28 protein-coding genes are annotated in these 26,700 nt (G+C 38.2%); 6 read left to right on the plus strand and 22 right to left on the minus strand.

The genetic code is table 11. The features are described from left to right. The first annotated feature begins 43 nt into the window (after positions 1-43). Entirely contained in the window at positions 44-772 is a 729-nt protein-coding gene (gene rlmB, locus D8836_RS05970) for a 23S rRNA (guanosine(2251)-2'-O)-methyltransferase RlmB (RefSeq protein WP_125393428.1), read from the plus strand. Between the two features lie 38 nt (positions 773-810). Here the strand turns inward: rlmB and trxB are convergent, their stop codons facing one another. The 7 genes from trxB to D8836_RS06005 all read right to left on the minus strand — a co-directional run bounded on the left by trxB (position 811) and on the right by D8836_RS06005 (position 5,163). Beyond that, the gene (gene trxB / locus D8836_RS05975) at positions 811-1,722 is read right to left on the minus strand and encodes a thioredoxin-disulfide reductase (protein ID WP_033681375.1); all 912 of its coding nucleotides are present in this window, start codon (positions 1,720-1,722) and stop codon (positions 811-813) included. 65 nt (positions 1,723-1,787) lie between these two features. Further along, a complete protein-coding gene (locus D8836_RS05980) occupies positions 1,788-2,012 on the minus strand; it encodes a DUF4059 family protein (protein ID WP_000926599.1) in 225 nt (74 codons plus the stop codon). A gap of 77 nt (positions 2,013-2,089) precedes the next feature. Next, on the minus strand, positions 2,090-2,833 hold the full coding sequence (locus D8836_RS05985; protein WP_125393429.1) for an amino acid ABC transporter ATP-binding protein: 744 nt from the start codon (positions 2,831-2,833) through the stop codon (positions 2,090-2,092). Then, a complete protein-coding gene (locus D8836_RS05990) occupies positions 2,833-3,633 on the minus strand; it encodes an amino acid ABC transporter permease (protein ID WP_001103449.1) in 801 nt (266 codons plus the stop codon). Before D8836_RS05990 ends, D8836_RS05985 begins: the two co-directional genes overlap by 1 nt. A 157-nt stretch (positions 3,634-3,790) precedes the next feature. Continuing rightward, positions 3,791-4,147 carry an arsenate reductase family protein gene (locus D8836_RS05995; protein WP_000889091.1) on the minus strand — a complete coding sequence of 119 codons (357 nt, stop codon included), beginning with the start codon at positions 4,145-4,147 and terminating at the stop codon, positions 3,791-3,793. A 12-nt stretch (positions 4,148-4,159) separates the two neighbouring features. After that, complete coding sequence (locus D8836_RS06000; protein WP_125393430.1) at positions 4,160-4,669, minus strand: methylated-DNA--[protein]-cysteine S-methyltransferase; 510 nt, start codon at positions 4,667-4,669, stop codon at positions 4,160-4,162. After that, positions 4,669-5,163, minus strand: a complete 495-nt coding sequence (locus tag D8836_RS06005) for a GNAT family N-acetyltransferase (RefSeq protein ID WP_125393431.1) — start codon at positions 5,161-5,163, stop codon at positions 4,669-4,671. The genes D8836_RS06000 and D8836_RS06005 overlap by 1 nt, the downstream gene beginning before the upstream one ends. A gap of 134 nt (positions 5,164-5,297) precedes the next feature. On the opposite strand from D8836_RS06005, the gene D8836_RS06010 reads away from it, so the two are divergent. Further along, on the plus strand, positions 5,298-5,744 hold the full coding sequence (locus tag D8836_RS06010) for a DUF1836 domain-containing protein (RefSeq protein WP_125393432.1): 447 nt from the start codon (positions 5,298-5,300) through the stop codon (positions 5,742-5,744). Next, positions 5,741-6,388, plus strand: a complete 648-nt coding sequence (gene trhA / locus D8836_RS06015) for a PAQR family membrane homeostasis protein TrhA (RefSeq protein WP_049509562.1) — start codon at positions 5,741-5,743, stop codon at positions 6,386-6,388. Before D8836_RS06010 ends, trhA begins: the two co-directional genes overlap by 4 nt. Positions 6,389-6,485: 97 nt before the next feature. Here the strand turns inward: trhA and D8836_RS06020 are convergent, their stop codons facing one another. The 5 genes from D8836_RS06020 to nox form a co-directional block, all read right to left on the minus strand. Further along, positions 6,486-7,802: a beta-carotene 15,15'-monooxygenase gene (locus D8836_RS06020; protein WP_125393433.1), complete on the minus strand. Its 1,317-nt coding sequence runs from the start codon at positions 7,800-7,802 to the stop codon at positions 6,486-6,488. A 17-nt stretch (positions 7,803-7,819) separates the two neighbouring features. Further along, the gene (locus D8836_RS06025) at positions 7,820-8,551 is read right to left on the minus strand and encodes an ABC transporter ATP-binding protein (RefSeq protein WP_000247936.1); all 732 of its coding nucleotides are present in this window, start codon (positions 8,549-8,551) and stop codon (positions 7,820-7,822) included. Between the two features lie 556 nt (positions 8,552-9,107). Then, the gene (gene pdxT, locus D8836_RS06030) at positions 9,108-9,692 is read right to left on the minus strand and encodes a pyridoxal 5'-phosphate synthase glutaminase subunit PdxT (protein ID WP_125393434.1); all 585 of its coding nucleotides are present in this window, start codon (positions 9,690-9,692) and stop codon (positions 9,108-9,110) included. Continuing rightward, on the minus strand, positions 9,693-10,568 hold the full coding sequence (pdxS, locus tag D8836_RS06035; RefSeq protein ID WP_084886814.1) for a pyridoxal 5'-phosphate synthase lyase subunit PdxS: 876 nt from the start codon (positions 10,566-10,568) through the stop codon (positions 9,693-9,695). A 151-nt stretch (positions 10,569-10,719) separates the two neighbouring features. Continuing rightward, complete coding sequence (gene nox / locus D8836_RS06040) at positions 10,720-12,099, minus strand: H2O-forming NADH oxidase (RefSeq protein WP_084926629.1); 1,380 nt, start codon at positions 12,097-12,099, stop codon at positions 10,720-10,722. Between the two features lie 309 nt (positions 12,100-12,408). Here nox and D8836_RS06045 point away from each other — a divergent pair, with 309 nt between their 5' ends. Genes D8836_RS06045 through D8836_RS06055 form a run of 3 tightly spaced genes read left to right on the plus strand, consistent with a single transcriptional unit; the run spans position 12,409 to position 15,260 of the window. After that, positions 12,409-13,332 carry an FAD:protein FMN transferase gene (locus D8836_RS06045; protein ID WP_125393435.1) on the plus strand — a complete coding sequence of 308 codons (924 nt, stop codon included), beginning with the start codon at positions 12,409-12,411 and terminating at the stop codon, positions 13,330-13,332. Between the two features lie 59 nt (positions 13,333-13,391). Beyond that, positions 13,392-13,997, plus strand: coding sequence for an NADPH-dependent FMN reductase (locus D8836_RS06050; protein WP_000915952.1), 606 nt, complete (start codon positions 13,392-13,394; stop codon positions 13,995-13,997). A gap of 18 nt (positions 13,998-14,015) precedes the next feature. After that, positions 14,016-15,260, plus strand: coding sequence for an NAD(P)H-dependent oxidoreductase (locus tag D8836_RS06055; RefSeq protein WP_125393436.1), 1,245 nt, complete (start codon positions 14,016-14,018; stop codon positions 15,258-15,260). Positions 15,261-15,375: 115 nt separating this feature from the next. Here D8836_RS06055 and D8836_RS06060 read toward each other — a convergent pair whose 3' ends face one another. The 10 genes from D8836_RS06060 to D8836_RS06115 form a co-directional block, all read right to left on the minus strand. Beyond that, a complete protein-coding gene (locus tag D8836_RS06060; RefSeq protein WP_000371299.1) occupies positions 15,376-15,633 on the minus strand; it encodes a DUF896 family protein in 258 nt (85 codons plus the stop codon). A gap of 42 nt (positions 15,634-15,675) precedes the next feature. After that, entirely contained in the window at positions 15,676-17,712 is a 2,037-nt protein-coding gene (gene glyS / locus D8836_RS06065; RefSeq protein WP_125393437.1) for a glycine--tRNA ligase subunit beta, read from the minus strand. Positions 17,713-17,923: 211 nt separating this feature from the next. Further along, positions 17,924-18,841 carry a glycine--tRNA ligase subunit alpha gene (gene glyQ / locus D8836_RS06070; protein ID WP_000038733.1) on the minus strand — a complete coding sequence of 306 codons (918 nt, stop codon included), beginning with the start codon at positions 18,839-18,841 and terminating at the stop codon, positions 17,924-17,926. Positions 18,842-18,859: 18 nt separating this feature from the next. Further along, on the minus strand, positions 18,860-19,621 hold the full coding sequence (locus D8836_RS06075) for an elongation factor Tu (protein ID WP_125393438.1): 762 nt from the start codon (positions 19,619-19,621) through the stop codon (positions 18,860-18,862). Between the two features lie 272 nt (positions 19,622-19,893). Then, entirely contained in the window at positions 19,894-20,736 is an 843-nt protein-coding gene (locus tag D8836_RS06080; protein ID WP_125393439.1) for an aldo/keto reductase, read from the minus strand. Between the two features lie 76 nt (positions 20,737-20,812). Then, positions 20,813-22,204 (minus strand): peptidoglycan-N-acetylglucosamine deacetylase PgdA, encoded by a 1,392-nt coding sequence (gene pgdA / locus D8836_RS06085; protein ID WP_125393440.1) that lies wholly within the window; start codon positions 22,202-22,204, stop codon positions 20,813-20,815. Positions 22,205-22,291: 87 nt separating this feature from the next. Further along, positions 22,292-23,482 carry a methionine adenosyltransferase gene (metK, locus tag D8836_RS06090; RefSeq protein ID WP_000003942.1) on the minus strand — a complete coding sequence of 397 codons (1,191 nt, stop codon included), beginning with the start codon at positions 23,480-23,482 and terminating at the stop codon, positions 22,292-22,294. Between the two features lie 641 nt (positions 23,483-24,123). Continuing rightward, complete coding sequence (locus D8836_RS06095; protein ID WP_045607191.1) at positions 24,124-24,423, minus strand: bacteriocin immunity family protein; 300 nt, start codon at positions 24,421-24,423, stop codon at positions 24,124-24,126. 353 nt (positions 24,424-24,776) lie between these two features. Next, a complete protein-coding gene (locus tag D8836_RS06105) occupies positions 24,777-24,947 on the minus strand; it encodes a bacteriocin secretion protein (RefSeq protein WP_125393441.1) in 171 nt (56 codons plus the stop codon). A 953-nt stretch (positions 24,948-25,900) separates the two neighbouring features. Further along, positions 25,901-26,700, minus strand: an 800-nt coding sequence (locus tag D8836_RS06115) for a GHKL domain-containing protein (RefSeq protein ID WP_125393443.1), incomplete at its 5' end; no start/stop codon positions are given.

Here is a 26,700-nt window from a genome sequence, read left to right on the forward strand (position 1 = left end):
GAAAATCCCGTTGCAAGACGGGGTTTTGTGTTATAATAGAGGCATGAAAACAAATGATATTGTCTATGGCGTCCACGCCGTTACCGAAGCCCTCCTTGCAAACACAGGAAACAAACTCTACCTCCAAGAAGATCTCCGAGGTAAGAATGTTGAGAAGGTCAAGGAACTAGCTAGAGAAAAGAAGGTGTCCATTTCTTGGACCTCAAAAAAATCCCTCTCTGAGATGACTGAAGGTGCTGTTCACCAAGGTTTTGTTCTACGAGTGTCTGAATTTGCCTATAGCGAACTGGACCAGATCCTTGCCAAAACACGTCAAGAAGAAAATCCACTGCTATTGATTCTAGATGGCCTAACTGACCCTCATAACCTAGGCTCCATCCTAAGAACAGCCGATGCGACCAATGTTTCAGGTGTCATCATTCCCAAGCACCGTGCTGTCGGAGTTACTCCAGTCGTTGCCAAAACGGCCACAGGTGCTATCGAGCACGTTCCGATTGCTCGAGTGACCAATCTAAGCCAAACTCTGGACAAACTCAAGGATGAAGGCTTCTGGACCTTTGGAACGGATATGAATGGTACTCCTTGCCACAAGTGGAATACAAAAGGGAAAATCGCTCTCATCATCGGAAATGAAGGAAAAGGCATCTCTAGTAACATTAAAAAACAGGTCGATGAAATGATTACCATACCGATGAATGGACATGTTCAAAGCCTTAATGCCAGTGTTGCTGCAGCCATTCTCATGTACGAAGTTTTCCGAAATAGACTATAAAAAAGTTTCCAGTCATCTGATTGGAAACTTTTTTATGATTAACTATGTTCGGTGATAAACTTGTAAGCTTCTTGACCAGCGATAGCGCCATCTCCAACTGCTGTTGTTACTTGGCGAAGGTCCTTCAAGCGAACATCTCCAACTGCAAAGATACCGTCAACTGCAGTTTTCATGTGGTTGTCTGTCACAATCCAGCCAGCCTGATCTTGAATATTCAATTCTTTAACAAAATCGCTAAGAGGGTCCAAACCAACATAGATAAAGACACCACCGAAGGCTTGCTCTGTCACTTGACCTGTTTTCACATTTTCAAATACGACAGATTCTACTCGGTTTTCACCCTTGATTTCCTTAACTACAGAATCCCAGATAAAGCTGACTTTCTCATTAGCGAAAGCGCGGTCTTGTAAAACCTTTTGAGCACGAAGCTGGTCACGACGGTGAACAATGGTAACAGTCTTGGCAAAACGAGTCAAGAAGAGGGCTTCTTCAACAGCTGAATCTCCACCACCGACTACCAGCAAATCTTGGTCACGGAAGAAAGCACCATCACATACGGCACAGTAGGAAACACCACGACTGTTCAGTTCTTCTTCCCCAGGTACTCCCAAAGGACGGTGTTTAGAGCCAGTCGCTACGATAACGGTACGTGTTTCATATGTTTGGTCATCAGTCATCACTTTCTTAAAATCACCATGGTCTTCTACATTTTCAACATAACCATAAATGTGCTCAACACCAAGGTTTTCAAGCGGTTCAAACATCTTTTCTGCCAATTCTGGCCCACTAATATTAGCGTATCCAGGGTAATTTTCAATATCCGATGTATTATTCATCTGACCACCTGGCAAACCACCTTCAATCAAGGCTACTTTCAGATTGCTGCGAGCAGCATACAAGGCTGCAGTCATACCTGCAGGTCCAGCACCGATAATAATAGTATCGTACATATAGATTCCTTCTTTCTTGTTGTAACTATCTTTATTCTAACTCTTTCTTGTCAATCAAGCAAGGATTATGCCTTGAAAACAAGAATTAAACTCATAACCGCAAAGGATAATACTGGAACAACCAAGACCCCAATCATAATCATATCATAGAGATGGGCTTGGCGAGCCTTGGCTGTCTTATCAACTCCCGACATGGCTCTCAGTCCAATCCAAATCCCTAAAAAAATCAGGACGAGGATGGTGGTCAAGATCAAACTCTCGAAATATAAAGAAAATAGTTGCAGTAGCATGATTTCTCTCATTTCTATCTTTTTTAAAGAGTAAACTCAGCTAGTCCAGCTAACTGAGTTTTCCTTTATCTATTATATCAAATATAAGTCCGTTTGTAACTAGCGAAGAATTCTTTTGTTCGCTCTTCTTTTGGATGGTGGATAATCTCATCTGGTGTTCCAGACTCGATGATTTTCCCCTTGTCCAAGAAGAGAATCTTATCAGCAACTTGGGCTACAAAGGACATATCGTGACTGACTAAAATCATAGTCTGTCCTGACTTAGCAGCATCTGCAATAGACTTCTCTACTTCACCAACCAATTCTGGGTCAAGAGCTGAAGTTGGTTCGTCTAAGAGCAAGACATCTGGTTTCATAGCAAGCGCACGCGCTAAGGCAACCCGTTGCTTCTGTCCACCTGATAAATGGCGAGGGTAATGGTTTTCACGATCAGAAAGCCCAACCTTAGTCAACTCTTCCTTGGCAATCTTAGTCGCTTCTTGATCAGACAATTTCTTGACAACAAGCAAGCCTTCTTTCACATTATCAAGTGCTGTGCGGCGTTCAAATAAATTAAACTGTTGGAAAACCATAGACAGCTTACGGCGTAGGGCAAGGATTTCTTCTTGAGTGATTTTAGAAAAATCGACTGAAAAATCATCAATCTGAATAGAGCCACTGTCAGGTGTTTCAAGATAATTGAGACTGCGAAGGAAGGTTGATTTCCCAGCTCCTGAAGAACCAATCAAGGCTACAACTTCCCCTTTTTGGATATCCAAGTTCAGATGATCCAAGACAGTCTGTCCTGAAAAGGATTTGCTTAAATTCGAAATCTTAATCATTAACGAAGGTCTCCTTTCACATCTGTTTGCACTGTATCGGGTGCAGAAATAGCCATTTTTCTCTCGATGAAACGACCGAGGCTTTCAATTCCGATATTGACTACCCAATAAACAAGGGCAACGGAGATGAATCGCTCAAAGTAACGATAATCAGCTCCACCCAAAATCTGAGCTTGGGCAAAGACTTCCACAACACCCGCACTAAATGCTAGGGAAGTTCCCTTGGTCAAACCGATTAGGGAATTGATTAAAGTTGGAGTTGCCACAACTGCTGCATTTGGAATAATTACGCGACGATAAACTTGCGCTCGGGTCATACCCAGACTTCGTGCCGCCTCAATCTCACCAGGATTGACTGAGAGAATGGCTGCACGAATGGTTTCACTAGCATAAGCTGCCTCATTAAAGGCAAAGGCGACAATCGCAAAAGCAGCAGCTGGAATCGCATTGATATTGAGACCAGTGCCCCATTGCTGATTGAGGGCTTTCAAAGCCAAAGGAATTCCGTAGTAGGTCAACATGAGTTGAACCAAAATCGGTGTCCCTTTTAAGAAACTAACAAAGAAGGCCTGCAAGGGATATAAAATCTTGACACGATTGATTTTCACAATGGCAAAAAGAAGCGCCAAAACCAAGCCAAAAAGGGCACCACCAATTGTCAACATAATCGTTGTTGGAAGTTGTTGGACAATTCTCGGGATTCCATCAAAGACCGAACGCAGGCTAAAAAGCTTGCCATCCGGAATCAATTGCATCAAATTTTGGTACCAATCTGATGCTAAAATCGTTGTAACATTCATAAAAACATCCTCTCCTGATAATGATTCATTCTACCATACTTCTGCCGTCAATGAAATTATTTGCTACGGTCAGATACAGACTTAGTCTACCTACTAGTTTATCATACTTTGAAACAGGGAGGCTATATATTTTATCTATCAAAGAGATAGATAAAAACTATTTCAATCCCAATTCTTCGTAAGCTTTTCGATAACCGATTTGCTTAACAGTTCCATTTTCTACTAAAATGGGCCGTTTTAACAACATACCGTCACTTGCTAGCAACTCAGCCGCTTCTTGATTTGACAGACTTCCTACCTTATCTTTCAGCCCCAATTCACGGTATTTGATTCCACTGGTGTTGAAAAATTGCTTTAGCTCGAACCCTGAGGTTTCTAGCCAGTTTAAAATAACTTCTTGGCTAGGTGTTTCTTCAACGATGTGAACAGCTTTGTAATCCACACCAAGTTGATTTAATTCTTGTTTTGCTTTTTTACAAGTTGAACATTTTGGGTATTCGATAAATTCTAACATGTCTTTCACTTTCTATTTTATATCTTTAAAATCTGCGTCTTCATGCTCCAAGAGCCAAGTTTTCTTTTCCACTCCTGCAGCATAACCTGTCAGACGCTTGCCTGCTCCCAGCACCCGATGACAAGGTACTAGGATAGACCAAGGATTGCGCCCCACTGCTCCACCAATTGCTTGAGCAGAAGGCACTTGCAAATCTTGTGCGATTTGTCCATAGGTTACTGTCTGACCATAAGGAATTCCCTGTAAATAGGACCAAACTCTCTTTTCAAAATCCGTTCCGATTGGAGCCAAGGGCAAGTCGGATAAATCCCGAGACTTGCCTTTAAAGTAATCATCTAAACAAGCAATAACTGGGTCTAAAATGGAATGACTAACAACTTCTTCTATCGTCTCATCTCCTAATCCCCTTTCAAAATACTTCTGCTCCTGCACCCAAATGCCATACAGATATTGCTCGTCGGCAACCAAAGACAAGGTTCCTATTGGCGAAGAGTAAAGCATTTTTGCATACTTCTTTTGCATTATTTCTTCAATTTTTGATAGGCCAAGCGTCCTCCATCAACTGGAACTTTTCCGACCTGTTTAAATCCAAGCTTTTCAAAAATATGTTGCATAGCCTTGTTTGCAACATGCGTATCTGAACGAAAATCAAGATAGTCAAAACCTTCAATCAAACCCTCTAAGAAGGTTTGAGCTACTCCCTGTCCCTGAACATCTGTAGCCACAGCGATACGGTGAAAGACTAGGTACTCTGACTCCCCAGCTTGCCAGTTGCCTTCATAAATGGCTTCATAGGCTGCCTCTGGACTCTTGGTCACAGCAGCATAGGCTAGCAGTTCTCCCTCTTCCAAGGCTACATAGGCTTGACCTGAGATAATATCCTCAATAATAATATCAGCATTTGGATAGCCATTTTGCCACTGGTCACTACCAGCATCTGCTAAACATTTTTTAGCATCCTCCATCACCTGCATGATGGCATCTACTTCATTTGGAAAAGCTAAACGAATCTCCATCTTTTCTCCTCATTTCTGACTAGTTTCTCCCATCATAGCATAATTTAAGTCTTTCTACAAGCAGTTAAAACTTGACTTTCTATTTTTATTATTTTATAATCTAGTTATTAAAACTAGATAAAAAGGTGTTAGAAATGAAAACTACCTTTTCCTACCCAAAATGGGCAGAAATTCCAAACATTGACCTCTATCTGGACCAGGTTTTGCTTTATGTCAATCAGGTCTGCGCCCCTATCTCTCCAGATAAAGACAAGGGTCTAACAGCATCTATGGTCAACAATTATGTCAAACATGGTTACCTGACAAAGCCTGACAAAAAAAAATACCAACGCCAACAGATTGCCCGTTTGATTGCTATAACAACCCTCAAGTCTGTATTTTCTATTCAAGAAATAGCACAGACACTTAATACTCTACAAACTCAAGCAAGTTCAGAGCAACTCTACGATGCTTTTGTGGACTACATGAACCAAGGAATTGATCCAGCTAACCCCATTATCCAAACCAGCTGCCAAACCGTTAAACTCTATCATCAAACTCTAGCCTTAATCCATCATACTGAAGAGGAGGTAATCCAATGAACACTAGTCTTAAACTCAGCAAACAACTCAGTTTTGGAGAGGAGATTGCTAATAGCGTGACCCATGCTGTGGGGGCAGTCATCATGCTCATCTTGCTCCCTATTTCATCCACCTATAGTTATGAAGCACACGGATTTTTATCCTCTATCGGTGTATCCATTTTCGTTATCAGTCTCTTTCTCATGTTCCTATCATCCACCATTTATCACTCTATGGCCTACGGTTCAACCCACAAATACGTCTTGAGAATCATCGACCATTCGATGATTTATGTGGCTATCGCAGGCTCTTATACGCCAGTCGTCTTAACCTTGATGAATAACTGGTTTGGCTATCTAATTATTGCCATCCAATGGGGAACGACCATCTTTGGTATTCTCTATAAAATCTTTGCTAAAAAGGTCAATGAGAAATTCAGCCTTGCTCTTTACCTGATTATGGGCTGGTTGGTTCTGGCTATCATTCCTGCCATTATCAGTCAAACAACACCAATCTTTTGGAGCCTTATGGTAACTGGCGGACTCTCTTATACAGTTGGAGCTGGATTTTATGCAAAGAAAAAACCTTATTTCCACATGATTTGGCATCTCTTTATCCTAGCTGCGTCCGCACTCCAATACATTGCCATTGTTTATTACATGTAAAAAAGACAAGGTTTTTTATCCTTGCCTTTTAGTTTTAGTATTGCTTTGGTTTCAATGTCAATAAGTGTGTTCTTTTTGAATCAGTAACTATTCCAATTTATCTATCTTGAAATAAATAAAATCCTTTTGTAATACTATAAAAAATAACTAACAAAGAAATAACTATAAGACTCGGTTGCCAAAAACCCGATATATCTACTACACTTTGGCCTAAAAGTTGGCCAATAAAGCTAACTAAAATTAAAATAATTAAATTGAAAATTACTGATACTAATAAAATTAACACCGAATGTATTATTGCCTCGCCTATACGTATTTTAAAAAGTTGTAATCTTGACACTCCCAGTGTCTTTAACTGTTTAATGTCCTCAATATCTTTATTAGAAGATAAAATTGTAAGAGAAATAGAACTAGTAATAATCAGAATAATTGGTGCAGACATATAAGCAATAAAGGAAGCTCTTGCTTCGTTTACTCCGTTTGCTGTATTCATGAATGAATACATATTTTGGGTGTAAAGAATAAACCCAGAAATGAGAGTTACTCCCATGCTCATCGAAGTTTGTATACTTTTCAAATAGCTAGGATTGGATAGTAGACTCCAAAAGCCTGTATTAATTACATAATTTTCAGTTGGAAATATCCTCATTAAAAATTTTATTAGAAACATTTGAATTGATGGAGATAGTGATTGAATAATAAGGATGTGAATAATTAATAAAAATAATACTATGCTTGACTGTTTTTCAATTATTTCTTTGTTTCTGATAAAACCTGCTGAAACAATAGAACCTATACATAGTAACCATAGGAATAAACGAACAGAGATGTTAACAAATCCAGCTACTGTAACTTTTCTTTTTTTCTTTTTTGGTTTTAATATTGATGATATTTTAAGTATTCGACTTGAATAAAAGTAAGCCCCTATCCCGACAATTGTTGGGACTATGAAAACACTCAATAAAATTGATTGAATGTTGGCTGTAATAACTAAATCAGGTAACTCATCTCTTCCTAATAAATTTTGTAAAAATTTGTAGTAACTATCTGCCATGATAAATGAAAGTATTGTACCAATACTACTAACAATCACTGCCATTAAATAAAACTGTCCAGATACTAATAAAGATAGCTGAGTTCTGCTTGCGCCTAAGATAGCCCATAATTGGTAATCCTTTTTAAAGATATCTATTAGCAGTCTTATATTATTTGAAATAAGGAAAAATAGAGTAGTCCCGCCAAAAATTATTAGCATTTGAAAAAGTTGTGAAGCGTTAATGTTAGCAGTCTTGATTGAACTAGCAATACCAAATAAAGATGTTCCAACAATTAGGCTAGATACAAATAGTAATGGTATTGTTCCTAACCATTGTCTTTTTGAGTACTGAAATTGGTAAATGATTAATTTTAGCATAATAAATCCTCCTCAAATTAATCTTTACTACTTTCAAGTGCTTGGTAGAGCTCATCAGCTGAAGGTTTAATAATTTGTCGAGATATCTTTCCGTCTTTTAAAATGAGTGCTCTGTCAGTTTTTGAAGCCAACTCAATATCATGAGTGACCATAAGAACACATTTTCCTTGACTCGCTAAATTACGAAGTGTTTCAAATATAAGTTTTCTTGAGACGCTGTCCAGAGCTCCTGTTGGCTCATCAGCAAAAATAATTTTACTATCAGCTATTATTGCACGAGTAATAGCCACTTTTTGCTGTTCTCCACCTGATAAGGTAGCAACTAATGATGATAGTTCTGCTTTAAAATTCAAACTATCCAACATTTTTTTTACTTTATTGCTATCAACACTCTTTCCTGAGAGTCTCAGAGGAAGTGTAACATTTTCTAGTACAGGTAGAGCAGGTACCAGATTATAGTTTTGAAAAATTATTGCAATATCTTGTCTTCTAAATTTAGCAAGCTTCCCTTCTTTTAAGGTATATGGATTTACACCATTGATAACAACTTCGCCACTTGTTGGTTCAGATAAACTTGATAAGCAACTTAGCAAAGTAGACTTTCCAGAACCACTGACACCAAGTATTGATACAAATTCCCCATAATTGACAGATAAGGAAATATCTTTCAAAATAGAGACAGTTTTGTCTTGCCCTAACAAAAATTCTTTTGAAAGGTTTGAGACTTTAACAGCTACATTATTAACCATAATAAATCCTCCTGATTCCAGTGTCATCTTTGATTTAATTATACAATATTGGAATTCTATTAATATCAAGTAAGTAACTTATGAAACATATTTTTAATGGATAAAATTTCTATTTCCTCTGGAACTCGAATAAAGGTCTTTAGCATACTAAGAATTTTTTCTATTACCATAATAGTATCATAAATGATGCTTGATTGAAAGCGTAAACATAGCTTTCTTAAGAGGTACAGCTATTCTATACAAAATTTAAACATAAAACTTAGGTATACTTAATAAATGAGAATTAAAGTTAGCTATAACGAAGACAGTAGCATATGTAAAACTCTAAGCAGGCTCTGCCTGCTTAGAGTTTTACAATCGAATTTCCTAAAGAGGAAGCAAGATGAAAGCCGTCATTGCTTGTGCTCATAAGATTCTCAGAATCATTTACAAACTACTCTCCACTAACCAGACTTATCAAAAAGAAAAGGCGCTAGAACTGAGAAAACAGTCCTAACACCCAAATTAAAAAAATTTCAATTACAGTATAGCACAGGAAGTGATTTTTTGAGCTTTTTTACTGTCTTTTTTCTTTACACATATTGATAAAGTACTGGTGCAAGCGCACATCATCAGTCAATTCTGGATGAAAAGAGGTTACCAGCATATTTTTTTCTTGGGCTGCAACGATTTGATTATCAACTCTTGCTAGAATTTCTACACCCTCTCCAACACTACTGATAATTGGACCACGGATAAAGGTCATTGGAATCTGACCAACTCCCTTACATTCTGCTTCCGTGTAGAAACTTCCTAATTGGCGCCCATAGGCATTGCGCTCGACCACCATATCCATAGTTCCTAGATGACTCTCTTCCTGAGAAGTAATTTCCCTAGCTAAGAGAATCAAGCCTGCGCAAGTACCAAAAACGGGAAGTCCAGAAAGTATGGCTTCTCGAATGGGAATCAGCATGTCCTGCTCACGTAAGAGCTTGCCCATGGTTGTAGATTCCCCACCAGGTAGTATCAAACCCGCCAAGTCACTCTGATTTTGCTGAAAATCCTCTAAATTTCTGATTTCAACACTTTCGACACCTAATTGATCTAGCACTTTTGCATGTTCTGCAAAGGCCCCTTGCAAGGCCAATATTCCGATTTTCATCTATTTTCCTCGCTCAGCCATGAGGATTTGGATCTCATTTTCATTGATACCAACCATGGCTTCTCCTAAATCTTCAGAGATTTGAGCCAAGATTTGAGGATTTCGGAAATTAGTCACCGCTTTGACAATAGCACTCGCTCGTTTAACAGGATCTCCTGACTTGAAAATACCTGAACCGACAAATACACCTTCTGCCCCTAATTGCATCATTAACGCCGCATCTGCTGGCGTTGCAACGCCTCCAGCCGCAAAGTTTACAACTGGTAATTTCCCATATTCATGAACGTATTGAACCAATTCTACAGGGACTTGCAAGTCCTTAGCAGCAACATAAAGTTCGTCCTCACGTAGGTTTTGAATGCGGCGAATTTCCTGATTCATCATACGCATATGACGAACAGCTTGGACGATATCCCCCGTACCCGGTTCTCCTTTTGTACGAATCATAGAAGCACCTTCAGCGATACGACGCAAGGCTTCACCCAAGTCCTTAGCCCCACATACAAAAGGAACTTGGAATTCTTTCTTGTCCACATGGAAACGGTCGTCAGCTGGAGATAGAACTTCACTCTCATCGATATAGTCAATTTCAATAGCCTCTAAAATCTGAGCCTCAACAAAATGCCCGATTCTGACCTTGGCCATTACTGGAATACTAACCGCTTCTTGGATTTCCTTAATCATCTTTGGGTCACTCATGCGGGAAACCCCACCAGCTGCACGAATATCAGCCGGAATCCGCTCCAAGGCCATAACAGCTGCTGCACCAGCAGCTTCTGCGATACGGGCTTGTTCAGGATTTTGAACATCCATGATAACGCCACCTTTAAGCATTTGTGCTAAGTTTTTATTTAATTCATAACGATTTTCAGTCATTTCTTTATCCCCATCATTTGTATTGGTAGCTACCATTTAATTTTAAGTCAGATTAGAATGAATCACAAGATAAAAAAACGATAATTGCATGGGTACAGATTGACTAAAAAACTATCTGACCTTAACTTAAGGCCAGATAGTTCATTCATTTTTATTTTTCAGCTGTAAGGGCAGCCATTGTAATGTAGTTGTATGGTTTATTAAAGTGTGGCAAGAAGAATAGGTCAGTCAAAGCCAATTTTTCAATTGTTACATGCTCTTGAATAGCAAGTGAGAACATGTGAATTCCCATACTAATCGCAGGGTCATGTGAAACCATTTGTGCACCAAGAATTTCACGACTATCTTTGTCAAAGACAATCTTGATGGCTACTTCATGGTTATCATGTTTCATGAATTCTGGTTTTTGAAGATCGTTAAATCCTGTTTCAGTTGCGTTGTAACCAGCAGCTTTAGCTTTTTCAAGAGTCAAACCAGTTGAAACCATGTGAAGACCGTAGATTGAGATACCGTTTGAACCTTGAACACCGATTCCTTCCAATTCATGTCCACAAGCATTGTAAGCACCAACAATACCAGTACGAACTGCGTTTGAAGCAAGTGCGATGTAGCTTGTATCTTTACGAGCGTTGTCATAAACAGTCGCACAGTCTCCAACAGCAAATACACCGGGAAGTGAAGTTTCTTGTTTCTTGTTTACAAGGAAAGCACCGTTACGGAAGAGTTCAATCTTACCATCAGCAAGAGCAGTATTTGGACGGAAACCAACTGCAAGGATAACCATATCCACATCGAAAGTTTCTTTATCAGTAATCAAGCGTTCAACTTTACCGTCACCCTCGATTGCTTTAACAGTTTGACCAAGAGCCAAGCGAATGTTGTGGTCTTCCAAGTTCTTCGCCATCATTTGTGTGAAGTCTTTGTCATAGTAACCGTTCAAAACAGTATCAACGATATCAACAAGGACAACTTCTTTTCCAAGACGCTCAAAGGCTTCAGCAAGTTCAACACCGATGTAACCACCACCAACAACGGCAATACGGTCGAGGTGTTGGCTCTTGTCAGCAAGTTTATTGATAACTTCTTCAGCATTTTGGTACAATTTCACGAATTGTACGTTTTCAAGAGTTGCTTTAAATTCGCGGTTTCCTTTAACAATTTCAACACCTTCGATTGGTGGCAAGATTGGTGTAGAACCCGTAGCAAAAATCAATTTCTCGTATGATTCTTTGTGTTCTTTTCCTTCAACTTCAGCTGTAACTACTTTGTTATCATAGTCGATTGAAAGAACTGGTGAATTCATGTAAACCTTAGCACCCTTAGCTTCCAATTTTTCTTTATCAGAATAGAACAAGCCTTCAGCACCGTCAATTTGTTCACCAATCCAAAGGGCCATTCCACATCCTAGGAAAGAGATGTTAGAGTTTTGGTCGAATACAACAATTTCGTTCTCATTACCAAAATTATCCAACATAGTATTAATACATGCTGTACCAGCGTGGTTAGCACCAACTACAACGATTTTACTCATAGAAAAATTCCTACCTTTAATTTAAAATTTACTCTTCTAGTATAACATTTACTGTTAGCGTTTACAAGAGTTTAGCTAATTTTCCCGATTTTTTTGTAAAAAAATGTAAATAATCTGTATTTTATCAGCCTTTCTTACAATTACTCTTTATATTTTCTGAGCATATTTCTTGACAAGTTTACAAATTTTATTTGTGAAAACGCTGACTTTATGGTATGCTAGTATCATGGAAAGAAAATGTAAGGGGTTCATTTTTCATAAATTTACTATGTTTCAACCTTCTTTTCATAAGAGAAAGGAGTTGGTAGCTTGCCTCTAAGTTCACATTCTGAACGCCTAATGGGAACCACTATCACTATTTCATTAGTGGATGAGCGAGCAGATATCTTGCTCCAAAAATCCTTTGATTTACTCAAAGAGCTTGAATACCGCTTCAATGCCAATAGTCAAGAATCGGAGTTGATGAAAATCAATCATCAAGCTGGAATAGCTCCAGTCAAAGTTCATCCTGATTTGTTTGAATTGATTTCACTTGGATTAGAGCATAGCCTAGCGCCCTCTAGTCATCTCAACATCAGCATTGGTCCCTTGATTCAGACCTGGCGCATCGGTTTTTCAGATGCCAAGGTCGCCCAGCCTCAAGAAATTGAATCGGTGCTACCTTTAATCAATCCTCATTATATCGAGTTAGATTCTTCCACTTCCACTGTGTTTTTAAAACAAAAAGGAATGAAGATCGATCTTGGTTGTTTAGCCAAGGGTTATAGTGCGGATAAAGTTGCCCAATTTCTTAGAGAAGAGGGAGTGACATCTGCCTTGATCAATCTGGGAGGGAATATCCTGACTATTGGAAAAAATCAGGCAAGAGGAAATCAGCCTTGGCAAATCGGGATTCAAGACCCAGCTAATCCGAGGGGAAATCACTTAATGACCATCCCGGTTGTCAATAAATCTGTCGTGACTTCAGGCATTTATGAACGTCACCTGACAGTCGATGGAAAAGATTACCATCACATTTTTGACAGTCATACAGGATATCCTATTGAAACGGAACTTGCTAGTCTCACAATTATCTCTGATAAATCAGTTGATGGTGAAATATGGACAACTCGTTTATTTGGAGAAAGACCTGCTTCTATCCTCTGGCAAGTCGAAAGTTTAGAGGGCATCGAAGCTATCCTCATCGATAAGGAAGGTCACCTAAGTTGTTCTTCAGGAATTCCTACTCTATAGAAATGGATGTTTCAATGGAGTTTTAAAATCGTATTATGTAAAAAGAGAAAGGAAATCTCATGTTAAAACTTATTGCTATTGTTGGAACAAATTCAAAACGTTCTACAAACCGTCAATTGCTTCAATACATGCAAAAACACTTTGCTGAAAAAGCTGAAATTGAACTTGTTGAAATTAAAGACATTCCTGTCTTCAATAAACCAGCTGACAAGCAAGTACCTGCTGAAATTTTAGAAATTGCTGCTAAAATTGAAGAGGCAGATGGTGTTATTATCGGTACTCCTGAGTATGACCACTCTATCCCAGCTGTTTTAATGAGCGCTCTTGCTTGGTTGTCTTATGGTATCTATCCACTTTTGAACAAACCAATCATGATTACAGGTGCTTCTTACGGTACACTTGGTTCATCACGTGCTCAAATGCAACTTCGCCAAATCTTGAATGCTCCAGAAATTAAAGCAAGTGTCCTTCCAGATGAATTCTTGCTTTCACATTCTCTTCAAGCCTTCAACCCAAGTGGAGACCTAGTAGATCTTGATGTTATAAAAAAACTGGATGCTACTTTTGACGACTTCCGTATCTTTGTAAAAATCACTGAAAAATTGCGCAATGCACAAGAATTACTTCGCAAGGATGCTGAAGACTTTGACTGGGAAAATTTGTAAGATAGGAGACCAAAAAGAATGAAATTTGTTGGACTTGTAGGATCAAACTACGATCAATCATATAACCGTAAACTCTTGGAATTCATCCGTCGTCACTTCAAACTTAAATTTGAATTAGAAGTTCTTGAAATTGACGAAGTTCCAATGTTTAACCAAGACGAAAAATGGGACGAAAGTTTCCAATTACGTTATTTATATAACAAAATTACTCGTGCTGATGGTGTTATCATCGCTACTCCTGAGCACAACCACACAATCTCAGCTTCCCTTAAATCTGTTCTTGAATGGCTTTCATACGAAGTTCATCCATTTGAAAACAAGCCAGTCATGATTGTGGGTGCTTCTTACTACGACCAAGGTACTTCTCGTGCCCAAGTTCACCTTCGTAAGATTCTTGACGCCCCAGGTGTCAATGCCTACACTCTTCCAGGAAATGAATTCCTCCTTGGTAAAGCTAAAGAAGCTTTTGATGTTGATGGAAATATCACAAATGAAGGAACTATTAATTTCCTTGAAACATGTTTAGACAACTTTGTAAAATATGTGGGAGTCGTTTCAAAATTGAAAAAACCAAAACCAATCGCACCAGAAGATTTATATTGTACAAATTCAATTGCAACTACCATTCAAGGTGTTGATCCAGATGATCCTGAATGGGTAGAAAAAGCTGCTGAACTTGTTGGAGCTGTTTCTGGAGATACTTACGTTAAATTAGACCATGGTATCTTGACAGTTAACCAAATTGACATGTTCTTGAAAGCAATGCCATTTGAGTTGACATTTGCAGATGATAATAACCAATTCTTGTACTTTAATAACGCACACCAAGACCCAGATACAATGTTTGGTAAACGTGTACGTGCTCAATCAGGAAATAGATTAGGAACAGTACACGGTACATTGCCAGATTCTAGAATGAAAAACGTTGAATGGGTTGTCGGCGTATTGCGTAACGGGGATCAAGAATATGTCCGTACAATTGTGCCGGGAACACCTGAAGGTGTTATTAATACCCATAATTACCAAGCAATGTACTATCCAGATGGTTCATATGCTGGAATTAATGAGATTATCTTTAATTTCCAACCATGGCTTGACTGGTACCTCAATACAACTGGTCAACGTCTAGTTGGTGGAAATGCTGCAGCTCCTGCTGGCGGACATGGTCACGGCGATGCAGATGCTACATCTGGAGCTTCTGATGCAGGTGATGCTGGAGGTCACGGTGGTGGCGCAGACGCTACATCTGGCGCAAGTAACTAATAATAGTTTTAGGAACCATTTTGGTTCCTTTTTAAGTGACAAAAGACTAGCAGTTTGTGTCTGCTAGTCTTTTGGTTATTATTTTATCTATCCTTGTTAAAAGAAAGAATATTTATTATGAATTTGGGTCATCGAGACTACGACCATGTAATCCTTTTTCACGTTGAACTTGACGTAGTTTCTCTGGTGTAACATCGTTTCCTTCTTCGTCCACAATTTTGATCCCTTCGATGTGGTGACGAACAGTGCGACGATAACCTTCTATGTACTCCTCACGTAGTTTGGCTTGTTCTACTTTTTCTTCTGGGGTCAAGCCTTCTGTTTTTTTCTTTTTCGCAAGCTCGTTAATACGATCAATTTTTTTAGGATCCATGTTTCTCTCCTTTATGATAAGATTTAATCCATTTAACAGATTTTATTTGGTATTGATTTGGTTAAAACGTGCAAGTTTAGCTGCTTTTTGAGTTAAATAAGACAAGATAGCCAAACGATTTTGACGGACAGCCTGATCTTCGGCCATAACCATGGTATTCTCAAAGAATGCATCAATGACTGGGCTAAGAGCAAAGAGTTGTTTCAATTGCTGACTGGCAGTCCCTGACAAAACGAGTGATTCTACTGCTTCTGCCAAGTTTTTCTCTTCTTCATTCTCAAAGAGAGCTGAATCAACTGTAGCAACTCCTTCTGCCTTCTCAGCCAAGTTAAAGGCACGAGAAAGTGATTCAACAGATGGTTTGAAGTCATCTTCCTTGCTTGCTTCTACGAGAGCACTTGCTGCTTCCAACATATCCGCCACAACAAAGTTTGATCCTGCAAGAACGGCTTCCTTGATATCTTTTGGAGTAGAACCCATCATCTTATCAACACGAGCCTTGATAAAGTCCATAACTTCAGCTTTATTTTCATAAGTCAAGCTGTCAAATTTCAATGCATAAAGGCTATCAATCAGCTCGTCCATAGCAATGTGCCAACCAAAGGCATCCAAGATACGAACCACACCTTGAGTAGCGCGACGAAGAGCATACGGGTCATTAGAACCTGATGGAATCAAACCTACTGAGAAGAAACTCAAAATCGTATCCAATTTGTCTGCAATAGCTAGAATGGCTCCAACCTTGCTCTCTGGAAGTTCTCCTTCGGCTGATGTAGGCATGTAGTGTTCACGAATAGCAGCTGCAACTGCTGGAGTTTCCCCAGCAAGAAGGGCATATTTTTCACCCATAATTCCTTGGAGCTCGTCAAATTCACCAACCATCCCAGTCAACAAGTCAAACTTGTAAATGGCTGCTGCACGGGCTAGGTCAATCGCTTCATCCGCTGACAAGCCTGCTTTTTCTGCCAAGAGAATAGCAATCTGACCCGTACGAATCATGTGTTCACGAAGGGAACCAATTTTCTCATGGAAAGTCACATTGTTTAATTTTTCAACAAGATCTGAAATCACCAATTTTTGGTCTTCACGCCAGAAGAATTCTCCGTCTTCCAAGCGAGCTACCAAGACTTTTTCATTTCCTTTGATGACATTTTCCAAATACTCTGCATTTCCGTTACGGACAGAAATGAAGTTTGGCAAGAGCTTGCCATCTTGATCACGAACAACAAAGTAACGTTGGTGTTCTTTCATCGAAGTTACCAAGACTTCTTCTGGAACGTCAAGGTATTTGGCATCAAAACTTCCCATAAAGGCAGTTGGGTATTCAACCAAGTTCAAGACTTCATTAAGCAAATCAGCATCAATTTCGATACTTACACCATGTTTTGCCTCAATTTCCTTGATTTGGTCAACAATCATTTGCTCACGTTCACGTGGATCTGCGATTACAAACTGTGCACGAAGATCTTCTTCATAGCTCAATGCTGACTGAATTTTGGTTTCTTTCCCCAAGAAACGATGACCACGGCTCACACGACCTCCCTTGATATCAAGGAAATCCAAATCAAACTCTTCTTCATCTAAAAGAACAGTTAAAGTATGAACAGGGCGAATGTATTCAAAGGTGTTGTTAGCCCAGTGCATGCTGACAGGGAAAGTCAAGGACTTCAAGACATCCACAACACCTGGAACAATGACTTCAACTGCTTGACCAATTTCTTCCTTAGTGACATAGACATATTCTTCACCCTTAATTTCACGGAATTCGATATCTTCAACAGTCAAGCCTTTTCCATGGACAAATCCTTGAGCTGCTTTGGTGAAGTTCCCATCACTATCCAAGGCAATTTTCTTTGCTGGCCCCTTAAAATCTTCAGTCAAATCAGACTGTTTATCTGCAAGACCAGTCACACGAACAGCTAAACGACGTGGTGTCGAGAAGGTTTGAACAGCTTCAAAAGACAGGCGGTTTTCCTTGAGGAAGGCTGACATTTTTTCGCCTAGTTGTTTTTCACTTGGTGTGACAACATAGGCTGGTAATTCTTCAAGACCGAGTTCTACTAATAAGTTTTTTGTCATGTTTTTTCTCCGAAAAGTATCTTTTTATTTTCCAGTTTGCCTTATGTGATTGGCACGCAAGCAACCAACTTCATTGTTTCATTGCTAAAATTGGAGCCAAAAGTCTCCAATTTTGCCTAGTATCCTTAGCTTCACTAAGGATACCTTCATCACTGCGGCACCTGGTTCAGGGCTCACACTGTTCGCCCATTTTCGTAATTTGTCACTCTCTTTATTCTGCGTCTTCTGCTAAGAGTTTAGCTCGTGTTGCTTCATCCAAAAGTGGGTAGCCTAGGCGTTTGCGCTCTGCCACAAAGGTTTTGGCTACAACACGGGCTAGGTTACGAATACGAGCGATATAGCCTGCGCGCTCTGTTACAGATACGGCACCACGCGCATCAAGAAGGTTAAAGGTATGTGAACATTTGAGAACATAGTCATAGGCAGGGTGCACCAATCCTTCTTCCAAGGCGCGTCCAGCTTCTTTTTCAAACTTATCAAAGTTTTCAAGCAACATTTCTTGATCCGAAATTTCAAATGAATATTTTGAGTGTTCGTACTCAGGCTGGATGAAGATTTCTCCGTATTTTACACCATCAGCCCATTCGATATCATAGACAGAATCCACTTCCTGAATATAAGAAGCCAAGCGTTCCAAACCATAAGTAACTTCTGCAGTCACAGGGCCAGTTGCCAATCCACCTACTTGTTGGAAGTAAGTGAACTGAGTGATTTCCATACCATCAAGCCAAACTTCCCAACCAAGACCAGCTGATCCAGTCGATGGATTTTCCCAGTTATCCTCAACGAAGCGAATATCGTGTTCCAAAGGATTAATTCCCAATTTTTCCAAAGACTCAAGGTAAAGTTCCTGGATATTTGATGGAGATGGCTTCATGACCACTTGGAATTGGTGGTGTTGGTATAAACGGTTAGGGTTTTCCCCGTAACGACCGTCAGCAGGACGACGTGATGGCTCTACATACGCTGCATTCCATGGCTCAGGTCCGATAGCACGAAGGAAAGTGTAAGGACTCATTGTTCCCGCACCTTTTTCATTGTCATAAGCCTGCATAAGCATACAACCTTGGTCATTCCAAAATTGTTGCAAAGTAAGGATGATTTCCTGGAAAGTCAATTTTTTAGACATTGTTTACTCCTTTAGTTTTTATATTTCTTTTTCAATTAATTTCTGCTGAACAAACCAATTTAACAAGGGAAGAGTTTTATCTGTATTTGCCCATAAATGATAAGAATCGAAGACCGCTTGTACACTACCTAGATTTTCTACCAACTTATCTATTGTCAAAAAACTACGCCAGTATTCGTAAAAAATACTTGCATAGTTCTTATCATAAGTCGAAGAACCAAAATCATTCAATGAATGCCAACCATACTTCTTCTGAAAAAGTTCTACAAGAGATTGATTACAAATTTTTTCCGCTTGAAATTCCTCTTCTGTCAAGAAATACTTGCGACTAATATATTCAACCATCCCCTCTTCGAACCATATATAAGAGTCGTAACCATCAAAATCATCTAAAAAATGCTCCGACCAATGAGCTAACTCATGTCCTACAATCTGTAAGAGGAAATTTTCAGATAAAGAATGATAGTGACTTTCTATTGCTTGAGTTTGCTGAGAACACTCGTAGTCCATCAACTGATACAAATACAACTCTTTCCAAACAGCTAAATCAGGCGTCATAACCATTCGTCTATTATTTGTATAGGCTGGAACAGCACTTTCCCTAATAATCTGTGTAGCAGCATTAAAACTTGACCAAATAACGGCTTGCGGTAAATCACAGACTGCAAGTTCATTCTTTAAAAAAGATTGATAATCTTTCAACTTTTCAGTATTTCTTACTACAAAATCACGAAATGCAGCTAGTTGACTATCGTCTTTTACAAGATAAAGGTTTTCCACGTCTCTCCTTTCTTTCACACAATAGACTGAATAAGCAAAAGAACCGCGTCCGACAATCCTAGGTTGATTTAACCTAGGGGCGTCAGAAACGCGGTTCCACCCTAATTTATTACTTCATTGTTTTTGAAAATACTACAGAAAGCGCCAGTTCTTTATTTTGCCCTACTTGGCTCCCACTATCCCAAGCTCGCTTGAAGAACGCCATAAGACTTTCTTTCCTGTTGACTATTATATCAAAAATTGGAACAATGTACAATTCTTTTTATGATTTTCTAGAAATCCATATCATCAACTCGTGGAGCACCAGACTGAACAGCAATTGTTTTTAAAGTTTCTATCTCCTCATGACTCAATTCAATTCCAAAGCAATCAAGATTAGCCTGAATACGAGATGCTGTAACAGATTTCGGAAGTGGTAAAAATCCTTCTGCCAAGCTCCATGCCAAGGCTATTTGAGCAACCAATTTTCTGTGATTTAGCGCTATTTCTTGCACTTGCTTGCTATCAAACAGTTCGCCCTGACCAAAAGGGCCCCAAGCTTCCAATAAGATTCCTTTTTCTCGACAGTAATCTACGACTTCCTCTTGATACACACCTGGAGCCAAACGAACTTGATTGACTGCTGGAACGATAGTTGCTGTTTCAAGCAAGGCATCTAAATGATGGGGAAGGAAATTACTAACTCCAATAGCACGGATTTTGCCTTCTTGATAGAGGTCTTCCATCGCTCTCCAAACTTCTGCATTTCGGATTTTCCAGTGGTCATTTTCTCTGAGCGGTTTTGGATTTGGCCAATGAATCAAATACAAATCCAAATATTCCAAGCCCAGCTTCTCTAAAGACTCTTCAAAAGCCTGACGAGCTTGCTCATAGGTGTGATTTGTATTCCAGAGTTTACTGGTTACAAAAATTTCCTCACGCGGAACGCCACTATCTTGAATAGCATGACCAACGCTTTCTTCATTTTTATAAATAGCTGCCGTATCGATATGGCGATAGCCTGCCTTTAAAGCCTCTAGGACAGCTTGATAGGCAATCTCTCCATTTTCAGCTTTCCAGGTTCCAAATCCTAGAACTGGAATTGGAACGCCATTATTTAAAGTATAAGATTTCATTATTTTTCCTTTCTATGTGAAGAAAATCCAAAGAAACAAATTCTCAAAGAAAACTTATCTCTTTAGATTTTGTGTATTATTGATCACGGTCATAGTAAAGCTGGTGAGCTTTAAGACGAGAGTCTAACAAATCTGGAATTGTCACAAAGTCATAACCCTGACCTTTCAAATAGTCAATAACCTTCGGCAGAGCATTTACTGTCTCAGCATGGATATCATGCATTAAGATAATCGAACCATTACGAACTTGACGTTGAATCTCTGTCAAAATTGCTGCTTCATTTTTACTCTTCCAGTCCAGACTATCGACATCCCACATAATAAAGCTCAAATCGAGGCTATTGCGAATGTCGTCTGTAATGGCTCCATAAGGCGGACGCATAAGTTTAGAGCTAGAACCCAGCACCTTAGTTAGCGCATCCTCAGTATCAGTAATTTGTTTTTTAGCTTCATCAAGCGAAAGTTTTGAAAGAACTGGATGGCTCCAACTATGGTTTCCAATGACATGACCATCTGCTTTCATTCGTTTCAAAATCTCTTCATTGCCAGAAACATTCTTACCTAAAACAAAGAAAGTTGCCTTGATACCATACTTAGAAAGTGTATCTAATGCTTGATTTGTCGTTGTAGGATTTGGTCCATCATCAAAAGTCAAGGCTACTACTTTACGATTTTTCTTTTCATAATAAGCCTTATATAGTTCTGCGTCCTTATCTAATAAATAAGAGGACTGAATAACCTCAAAGAAACTTGATACCGGCAAGGCAATCTCATCTAGATTTTCAACTGACTGACTTGGATAAAGGATAATCTGACTATCCTTGTAATCAAAATTCCATGCAGACAAGTCTTGGTCAGAGAAGCCTTTAACAACTTGATCAATCTTTTCTTGCTCCAATTTCTTATCCTGTAAGAAAGTGGTGATTTCTTTTAACAACTGCTCTTTGGCTTTACTAGGATCTGAAAATAATTGATCAAGTGTAAAAGGTTTACCATCTTCTGTCAAATGTACTTTTGCCAGACTAGTTTTTTCAGTCTCTTCAACTTTTGACGAAGTTAAATCATAGACTTGTTTCATCACACTTCGGTTGACAATCCCTTTTAAAGTCGAATCCTGTTTCTCCGTATAATAAAAAACCAGATTTTCCTTGTCTTCCAGATTTTCCTTAATATCCTGTGTCATGATTTCTTTTACAGATGAAATGACTTGCTCCCCTTGGAGAGGATAATAGGCAATTACTTCTGCTTGTCCCTTACGAAAATGATCTTTCTGATTTCCCTCACTTAATTGATCATCTTTCTCTTTTTTGAGAGATTCAATCCTTTGTTCAAAACTTTGCTTTGTATATACTTTGTATCCAATCATTAAACCAAGGACGCAAATACTTACTGAAAAGATAGCTACCAGGGCTATTAAACCGATTCTCTTTTTATCGTGCTCAACACGTTTTGCTCTACTTTTATCCATAGAGATATCATATCAAATTCAGGCTATAATTTCAATTATTTTAGAGGAAATAGTATATTAAAAAGAGGGGAACTCCCTCTTAAAATCTTATTTTACTGCTTCTTTCAAAGCATCTACCTTGTCCAAACGTTCCCATGGAAGATCAATATCTGTACGTCCCATGTGTCCATAAGCCGCTGTTTGACGGTAAATTGGGCGCTTGAGGTCCAGCATTTGGATAATTCCTGCAGGGCGAAGGTCAAAGATTTGACGGGCTGCTTTTTCAAGCTTGCTTTCAGCTACTGTTCCTGTACCAAAGGTATCGATACGAACAGAGACAGGCTGCGCAACACCGATAGCGTAAGCCAATTGCACTTCTGCTTTCTTAGCAAGACCTGCTGCAACGATATTCTTTGCAATATAGCGAGCCGCATATGACGCAGAACGGTCCACCTTAGTCGCATCTTTACCAGAGAAAGCACCACCACCGTGACGGGAGTAGCCACCATAAGTATCCACGATAATCTTACGACCAGTCAAACCTGAGTCCCCTTGAGGTCCACCGATTACAAAACGACCAGTAGGATTGATGAAGAATTTTGTTTGCTCATCCAAGTAAGAAGCTGGAATAACCTCTTTGATAACCTTGTTAATGACATCATTGTGAATTTGTTCGTTGCTGACTTCTGGATCGTGCTGAGTTGAAATAACAACTGTGTCCACACGTACTGGACGGTCATTTTCATCATACTCAACTGTAACTTGTGATTTAGCATCTGGGCGAAGATAGCTAATTTCCCCAGACTTACGAAGTTCTGCCAAACGACGAACTAATTTATGACTGAGTGAGATTGGCAATGGCATGAGCTCTTCTGTTTCATCCACTGCAAAGCCAAACATGAGACCTTGGTCTCCAGCACCAATTAAGTCCAGCGGATCTTGATCTGCATTTCCACGAACCTCCAAGGCTTCGTTAACACCTTGGGCAATGTCAGGAGATTGTTCCACCAAAGATGGATGTACTCCTACAGTCTCAGCAGAAAAACCATATTCTGTATTAGTGTAGCCAATCTCTGCAATGGTATCACGAACCACACGGTTAATATCCACATAAGCATTTGTAGATATTTCACCAAAAACATGGACTGAACCAGTATATACAGCTGTCTCAGCAGCAACGTGCGCCTCTGGATCTTTAGCTAAAATAGCATCCAAAATCGCATCCGAAATTTGGTCTGCAATCTTATCTGGATGCCCCTCAGATACAGATTCAGACGTGAATAATTTACGTTCTGACATAAAAATGTCCCCCCTTAAAAATAGTGTTATAGAGTTACAAAGTACTGATAGGAAATTTCTTAGTGCTGAATACCTACCATCTTATCGGGACTATATAACTTTATCATTATACCATTTTTTAGCGTAATTTGCAGTCTTTAATGTAGTGTTACTGTTTAGATAGTTCGTTCTCATAAAACAAAAAGGATTTAATCCTGTTATATACAGAATTAAATCAAAATCTGAATTGCTTTTAATATTTTTTATACTCTCTAAAAACACCTCTATAATACATACTCAGACCTAATATAGCAATAAATTTATGAATAATAGTATTTGATTCGAATAAAATGTTAATGACTATCCCAGTCATTATAAAACTAATTGCAATTATTAAACGCTGCTTCATTTGTACCTCAACTTTCTATTTCGTAGAAAAAAAATTCAGTTCCTATCCAAAAGCCTATAATAGCTCCACCATATCCTCTTAAAGAAACAATACCTTCTCAAAGCATGAGAGTTCACCTTCAATTCTTGATAGCATTGCTTCATGCATTACATCATATCGTTTCACCATTGTATGCATCACGAATACTTCCTTACATTTATATTATTTTTTTATCTTGTTACAAACTCGGTAAGTTTTTTCTGCTCATTTTTCATTATCTCGTTATACCAAAAGAAATTAATCCTTGAGCTATATTTTTACTCAATTCTCCATATGTGGCAATTTCTTTATAAAATGTCGCAACCTTTGGGCTCAATGATTTCTGACTATGAATTCCACTAACAGCCTGCTGACGAAGAGCTTCTGCCAACTCCATGACAACTCTCTGTTCATTTTTTGTATTCTCTAATAGAGTTTTATAACGTAATAAAATATCTCGTTCATTTTTATGAATCTCTGTATCTAAAATCAAATTGTAAACCTTATTGAGAATTTCTTCTGTTCTCTTATCCATAAATTATCCTCTATAACCTGAAAGACAATAGCTCCTATCCAATGAAGATATCCAACCATTAACCATGACATCTTTAGTTGACTCAAAATCACACTTAGTTACAATATCTCCATTCTCAATTTGGAAATTAACAGATGAAACATTGTCCAAACATATAATGACGCGAAAAAGTATCGTCAACAAAACCTTATAAAGTTCCCTTTTGGTTCATTCCTTTTAAACCTATACAAATCAATAGTAGAGTGGCTATGATATCAACAATATCTTGTGACTTTAGTAAAGACAAGACTCCTAGAGAAATAATGTAAAATATACTAATTACTTTTCTCATTATCTACAAAAACTATCTGCCGCTAGCCCACCTGTTGAAATCGCAATGCAACACCAACAGGACCAGTAAATGCAGTTAGACCTATATAAATTGACATACCAACTAATACTCCACAAGTAGGATTTAATCCACCAGAGTACTCTTGTAAATCACTGTTTTTTAGAATTGAAAACTGATTCATTGAACTATTCATTGTACATCCTCTCTCTTTTTAGCAAATTCGCATAGCTGAAGCACCACATATAATCGCAGCTCCAGCGTAGAAAAAGTCTATTTCAGTCATCCCTGCCATACCTGAAATACAACCCAAATCATTTTTACCTCCTTCAACACAATAATAGAAAGAGCATCAACTTTGAGCACATTAACTTGTTCTATTGTTTTTGTATCCATGATGAATATCTCGTATATAATAGAAATCTTTTGTCAGATTATAACCTTGACAAGTTCAGTATAGCAAAACAAAATCGATTTTTATCACAAAGTATTTACATGTTGCTAACTCCACTTATCTTCAAATTTAAATAGACACATTATCGGAGTTATCAATAAGAAAAAATCTAACCAATTTAGATATTTCATAATATAGGATATAATACCAGCCATAACGAAAAGGTACAAGGCTGTACGATATCCTCTCTTTGGGTTTTTATCAACCTTGGTGTTAAAAATAATGTACACACAACAAATTGCAATGAGTATAAGCTGAATCATAGTTTCATTTAACATATTAGCACCTCTTCTTTTTTTAAAACTATTTTAAATAAGTTGTTGTTTTGCTTCCACGATGAGTACATCCTGTATAATAGATGTTTTTTATGAGATTATAATTTTGACAAGTTCATTATAGCAGGAAAGAAGAGATTTTTACCGCAAAGTCTTCAAATGTACTTTTTTCATCACGAAACGTATTTTTTTCATGATTTGTAACCTTTCAAGATTAAAAATAAACCATTTTAAAATTTATTCCACAAATCGCTACTAGATATTGTAAAGTCGTCACTCTAGCTTTTTTGCCCAGTTTTATTGTTATGACTATTTCCTAACTCATTTACAGGAACTAGCTAAAAAATAATGTATATAAAGTCATAACAAAAGAGTCCCCCTTAAAATATTCTATAGAATATCCTAAGAATGGCGACTCTTTTAAAGTTCTATTTCCAAGATCTGTGTAAAGACATAATTTTTACTTGTGGTTTTCAAACACACATTTGGATAAGATTTTAAAATTCTCCGAACATTGGCCAATCCTATACCCCGACCTTCTCCTTTTGAAGAATTGTCACGCTTGAATATATCTCTCAATTCTATCTCTCTTTCTAAAGTAGAATTTTTTACAATCATGACTAATTTATTCCATTCTGTATCCTCAAGAAAACAAACTGCTATTCCTCCTTCTGCTGCGGACTCTATAGCATTATCTAACAAGATAGAAGTAATTGTTAAGAAGTTAATTTGTTCCATATTTTTTATAGAGAACTGTTCACTAATCTCTAGGGAAACTGGAACAGATAAGTTTTGGGCCTCCGATAACTTAGATAATAGTAAACTCTTTAGCGCCAAATCATTGATATTTCCTAGATGTGCTACATCAAAACGCTTACCTTTTAATTTTTCACCAGAATTTTTCAAAACACCATCATAGACTTGAGAAACCAGATTAATATCTTTTTGATCTATACCTATTTTTAAGCTTGACAAAATATTAGCATAATCATGTCTAAAGCTTCTAATTTCTTGATATAGCCCCTCAACTTGTTGACTATAATTACTAAGATTTTGCAATTGAATTTCTTTTTGTAGAATGACTTTCTCCTGTAATTCTTGAAGTAATTTTCTATCCAATAGATTAACAAAACAAATAAACAATAAAAAGTAAACTGCTGTCAATAATTCTTTATAATCCAACATTCTATCCCAACTTACTTTATCAATGTAGTTTATAT

Source organism: Streptococcus mitis (assembly GCF_003942995.1).
In the GTDB taxonomy this organism is placed as follows: domain Bacteria; phylum Bacillota; class Bacilli; order Lactobacillales; family Streptococcaceae; genus Streptococcus; species Streptococcus mitis_CV.

What these genes read in the sequence shown, in the direction of transcription:
- trxB (WP_033681375.1), bottom strand. Translation starts at nt 1,722, where the DNA reads ATGTACGATACTATTATTATCGGTGCTGGACCTGCAGGTATGACTGCA.
- D8836_RS06020 (WP_125393433.1), bottom strand. Translation starts at nt 7,802, where the DNA reads ATGCTAAAATTAATCATTTACCAATTTCAGTACTCAAAAAGACAATGG.
- D8836_RS06055 (WP_125393436.1), top strand. Translation starts at nt 14,016, where the DNA reads ATGAAATTTGTTGGACTTGTAGGATCAAACTACGATCAATCATATAAC.
- D8836_RS06050 (WP_000915952.1), top strand. Translation starts at nt 13,392, where the DNA reads ATGTTAAAACTTATTGCTATTGTTGGAACAAATTCAAAACGTTCTACA.
- pdxT (WP_125393434.1), bottom strand. Translation starts at nt 9,692, where the DNA reads ATGAAAATCGGAATATTGGCCTTGCAAGGGGCCTTTGCAGAACATGCA.
- D8836_RS06000 (WP_125393430.1), bottom strand. Translation starts at nt 4,669, where the DNA reads ATGCAAAAGAAGTATGCAAAAATGCTTTACTCTTCGCCAATAGGAACC.
- rlmB (WP_125393428.1), top strand. Translation starts at nt 44, where the DNA reads ATGAAAACAAATGATATTGTCTATGGCGTCCACGCCGTTACCGAAGCC.
- D8836_RS06025 (WP_000247936.1), bottom strand. Translation starts at nt 8,551, where the DNA reads ATGGTTAATAATGTAGCTGTTAAAGTCTCAAACCTTTCAAAAGAATTT.
- D8836_RS05995 (WP_000889091.1), bottom strand. Translation starts at nt 4,147, where the DNA reads ATGTTAGAATTTATCGAATACCCAAAATGTTCAACTTGTAAAAAAGCA.
- D8836_RS06005 (WP_125393431.1), bottom strand. Translation starts at nt 5,163, where the DNA reads ATGGAGATTCGTTTAGCTTTTCCAAATGAAGTAGATGCCATCATGCAG.
- D8836_RS06010 (WP_125393432.1), top strand. Translation starts at nt 5,298, where the DNA reads ATGAAAACTACCTTTTCCTACCCAAAATGGGCAGAAATTCCAAACATT.
- pdxS (WP_084886814.1), bottom strand. Translation starts at nt 10,568, where the DNA reads ATGACTGAAAATCGTTATGAATTAAATAAAAACTTAGCACAAATGCTT.
- pgdA (WP_125393440.1), bottom strand. Translation starts at nt 22,204, where the DNA reads ATGGATAAAAGTAGAGCAAAACGTGTTGAGCACGATAAAAAGAGAATC.
- D8836_RS06060 (WP_000371299.1), bottom strand. Translation starts at nt 15,633, where the DNA reads ATGGATCCTAAAAAAATTGATCGTATTAACGAGCTTGCGAAAAAGAAA.
- D8836_RS06105 (WP_125393441.1), bottom strand. Translation starts at nt 24,947, where the DNA reads ATGAATAGTTCAATGAATCAGTTTTCAATTCTAAAAAACAGTGATTTA.
- glyS (WP_125393437.1), bottom strand. Translation starts at nt 17,712, where the DNA reads ATGACAAAAAACTTATTAGTAGAACTCGGTCTTGAAGAATTACCAGCC.
- D8836_RS05990 (WP_001103449.1), bottom strand. Translation starts at nt 3,633, where the DNA reads ATGAATGTTACAACGATTTTAGCATCAGATTGGTACCAAAATTTGATG.
- nox (WP_084926629.1), bottom strand. Translation starts at nt 12,099, where the DNA reads ATGAGTAAAATCGTTGTAGTTGGTGCTAACCACGCTGGTACAGCATGT.
- metK (WP_000003942.1), bottom strand. Translation starts at nt 23,482, where the DNA reads ATGTCAGAACGTAAATTATTCACGTCTGAATCTGTATCTGAGGGGCAT.
- glyQ (WP_000038733.1), bottom strand. Translation starts at nt 18,841, where the DNA reads ATGTCTAAAAAATTGACTTTCCAGGAAATCATCCTTACTTTGCAACAA.
- D8836_RS05985 (WP_125393429.1), bottom strand. Translation starts at nt 2,833, where the DNA reads ATGATTAAGATTTCGAATTTAAGCAAATCCTTTTCAGGACAGACTGTC.
- D8836_RS06095 (WP_045607191.1), bottom strand. Translation starts at nt 24,423, where the DNA reads ATGGATAAGAGAACAGAAGAAATTCTCAATAAGGTTTACAATTTGATT.
- D8836_RS06080 (WP_125393439.1), bottom strand. Translation starts at nt 20,736, where the DNA reads ATGAAATCTTATACTTTAAATAATGGCGTTCCAATTCCAGTTCTAGGA.
- D8836_RS05980 (WP_000926599.1), bottom strand. Translation starts at nt 2,012, where the DNA reads ATGCTACTGCAACTATTTTCTTTATATTTCGAGAGTTTGATCTTGACC.
- trhA (WP_049509562.1), top strand. Translation starts at nt 5,741, where the DNA reads ATGAACACTAGTCTTAAACTCAGCAAACAACTCAGTTTTGGAGAGGAG.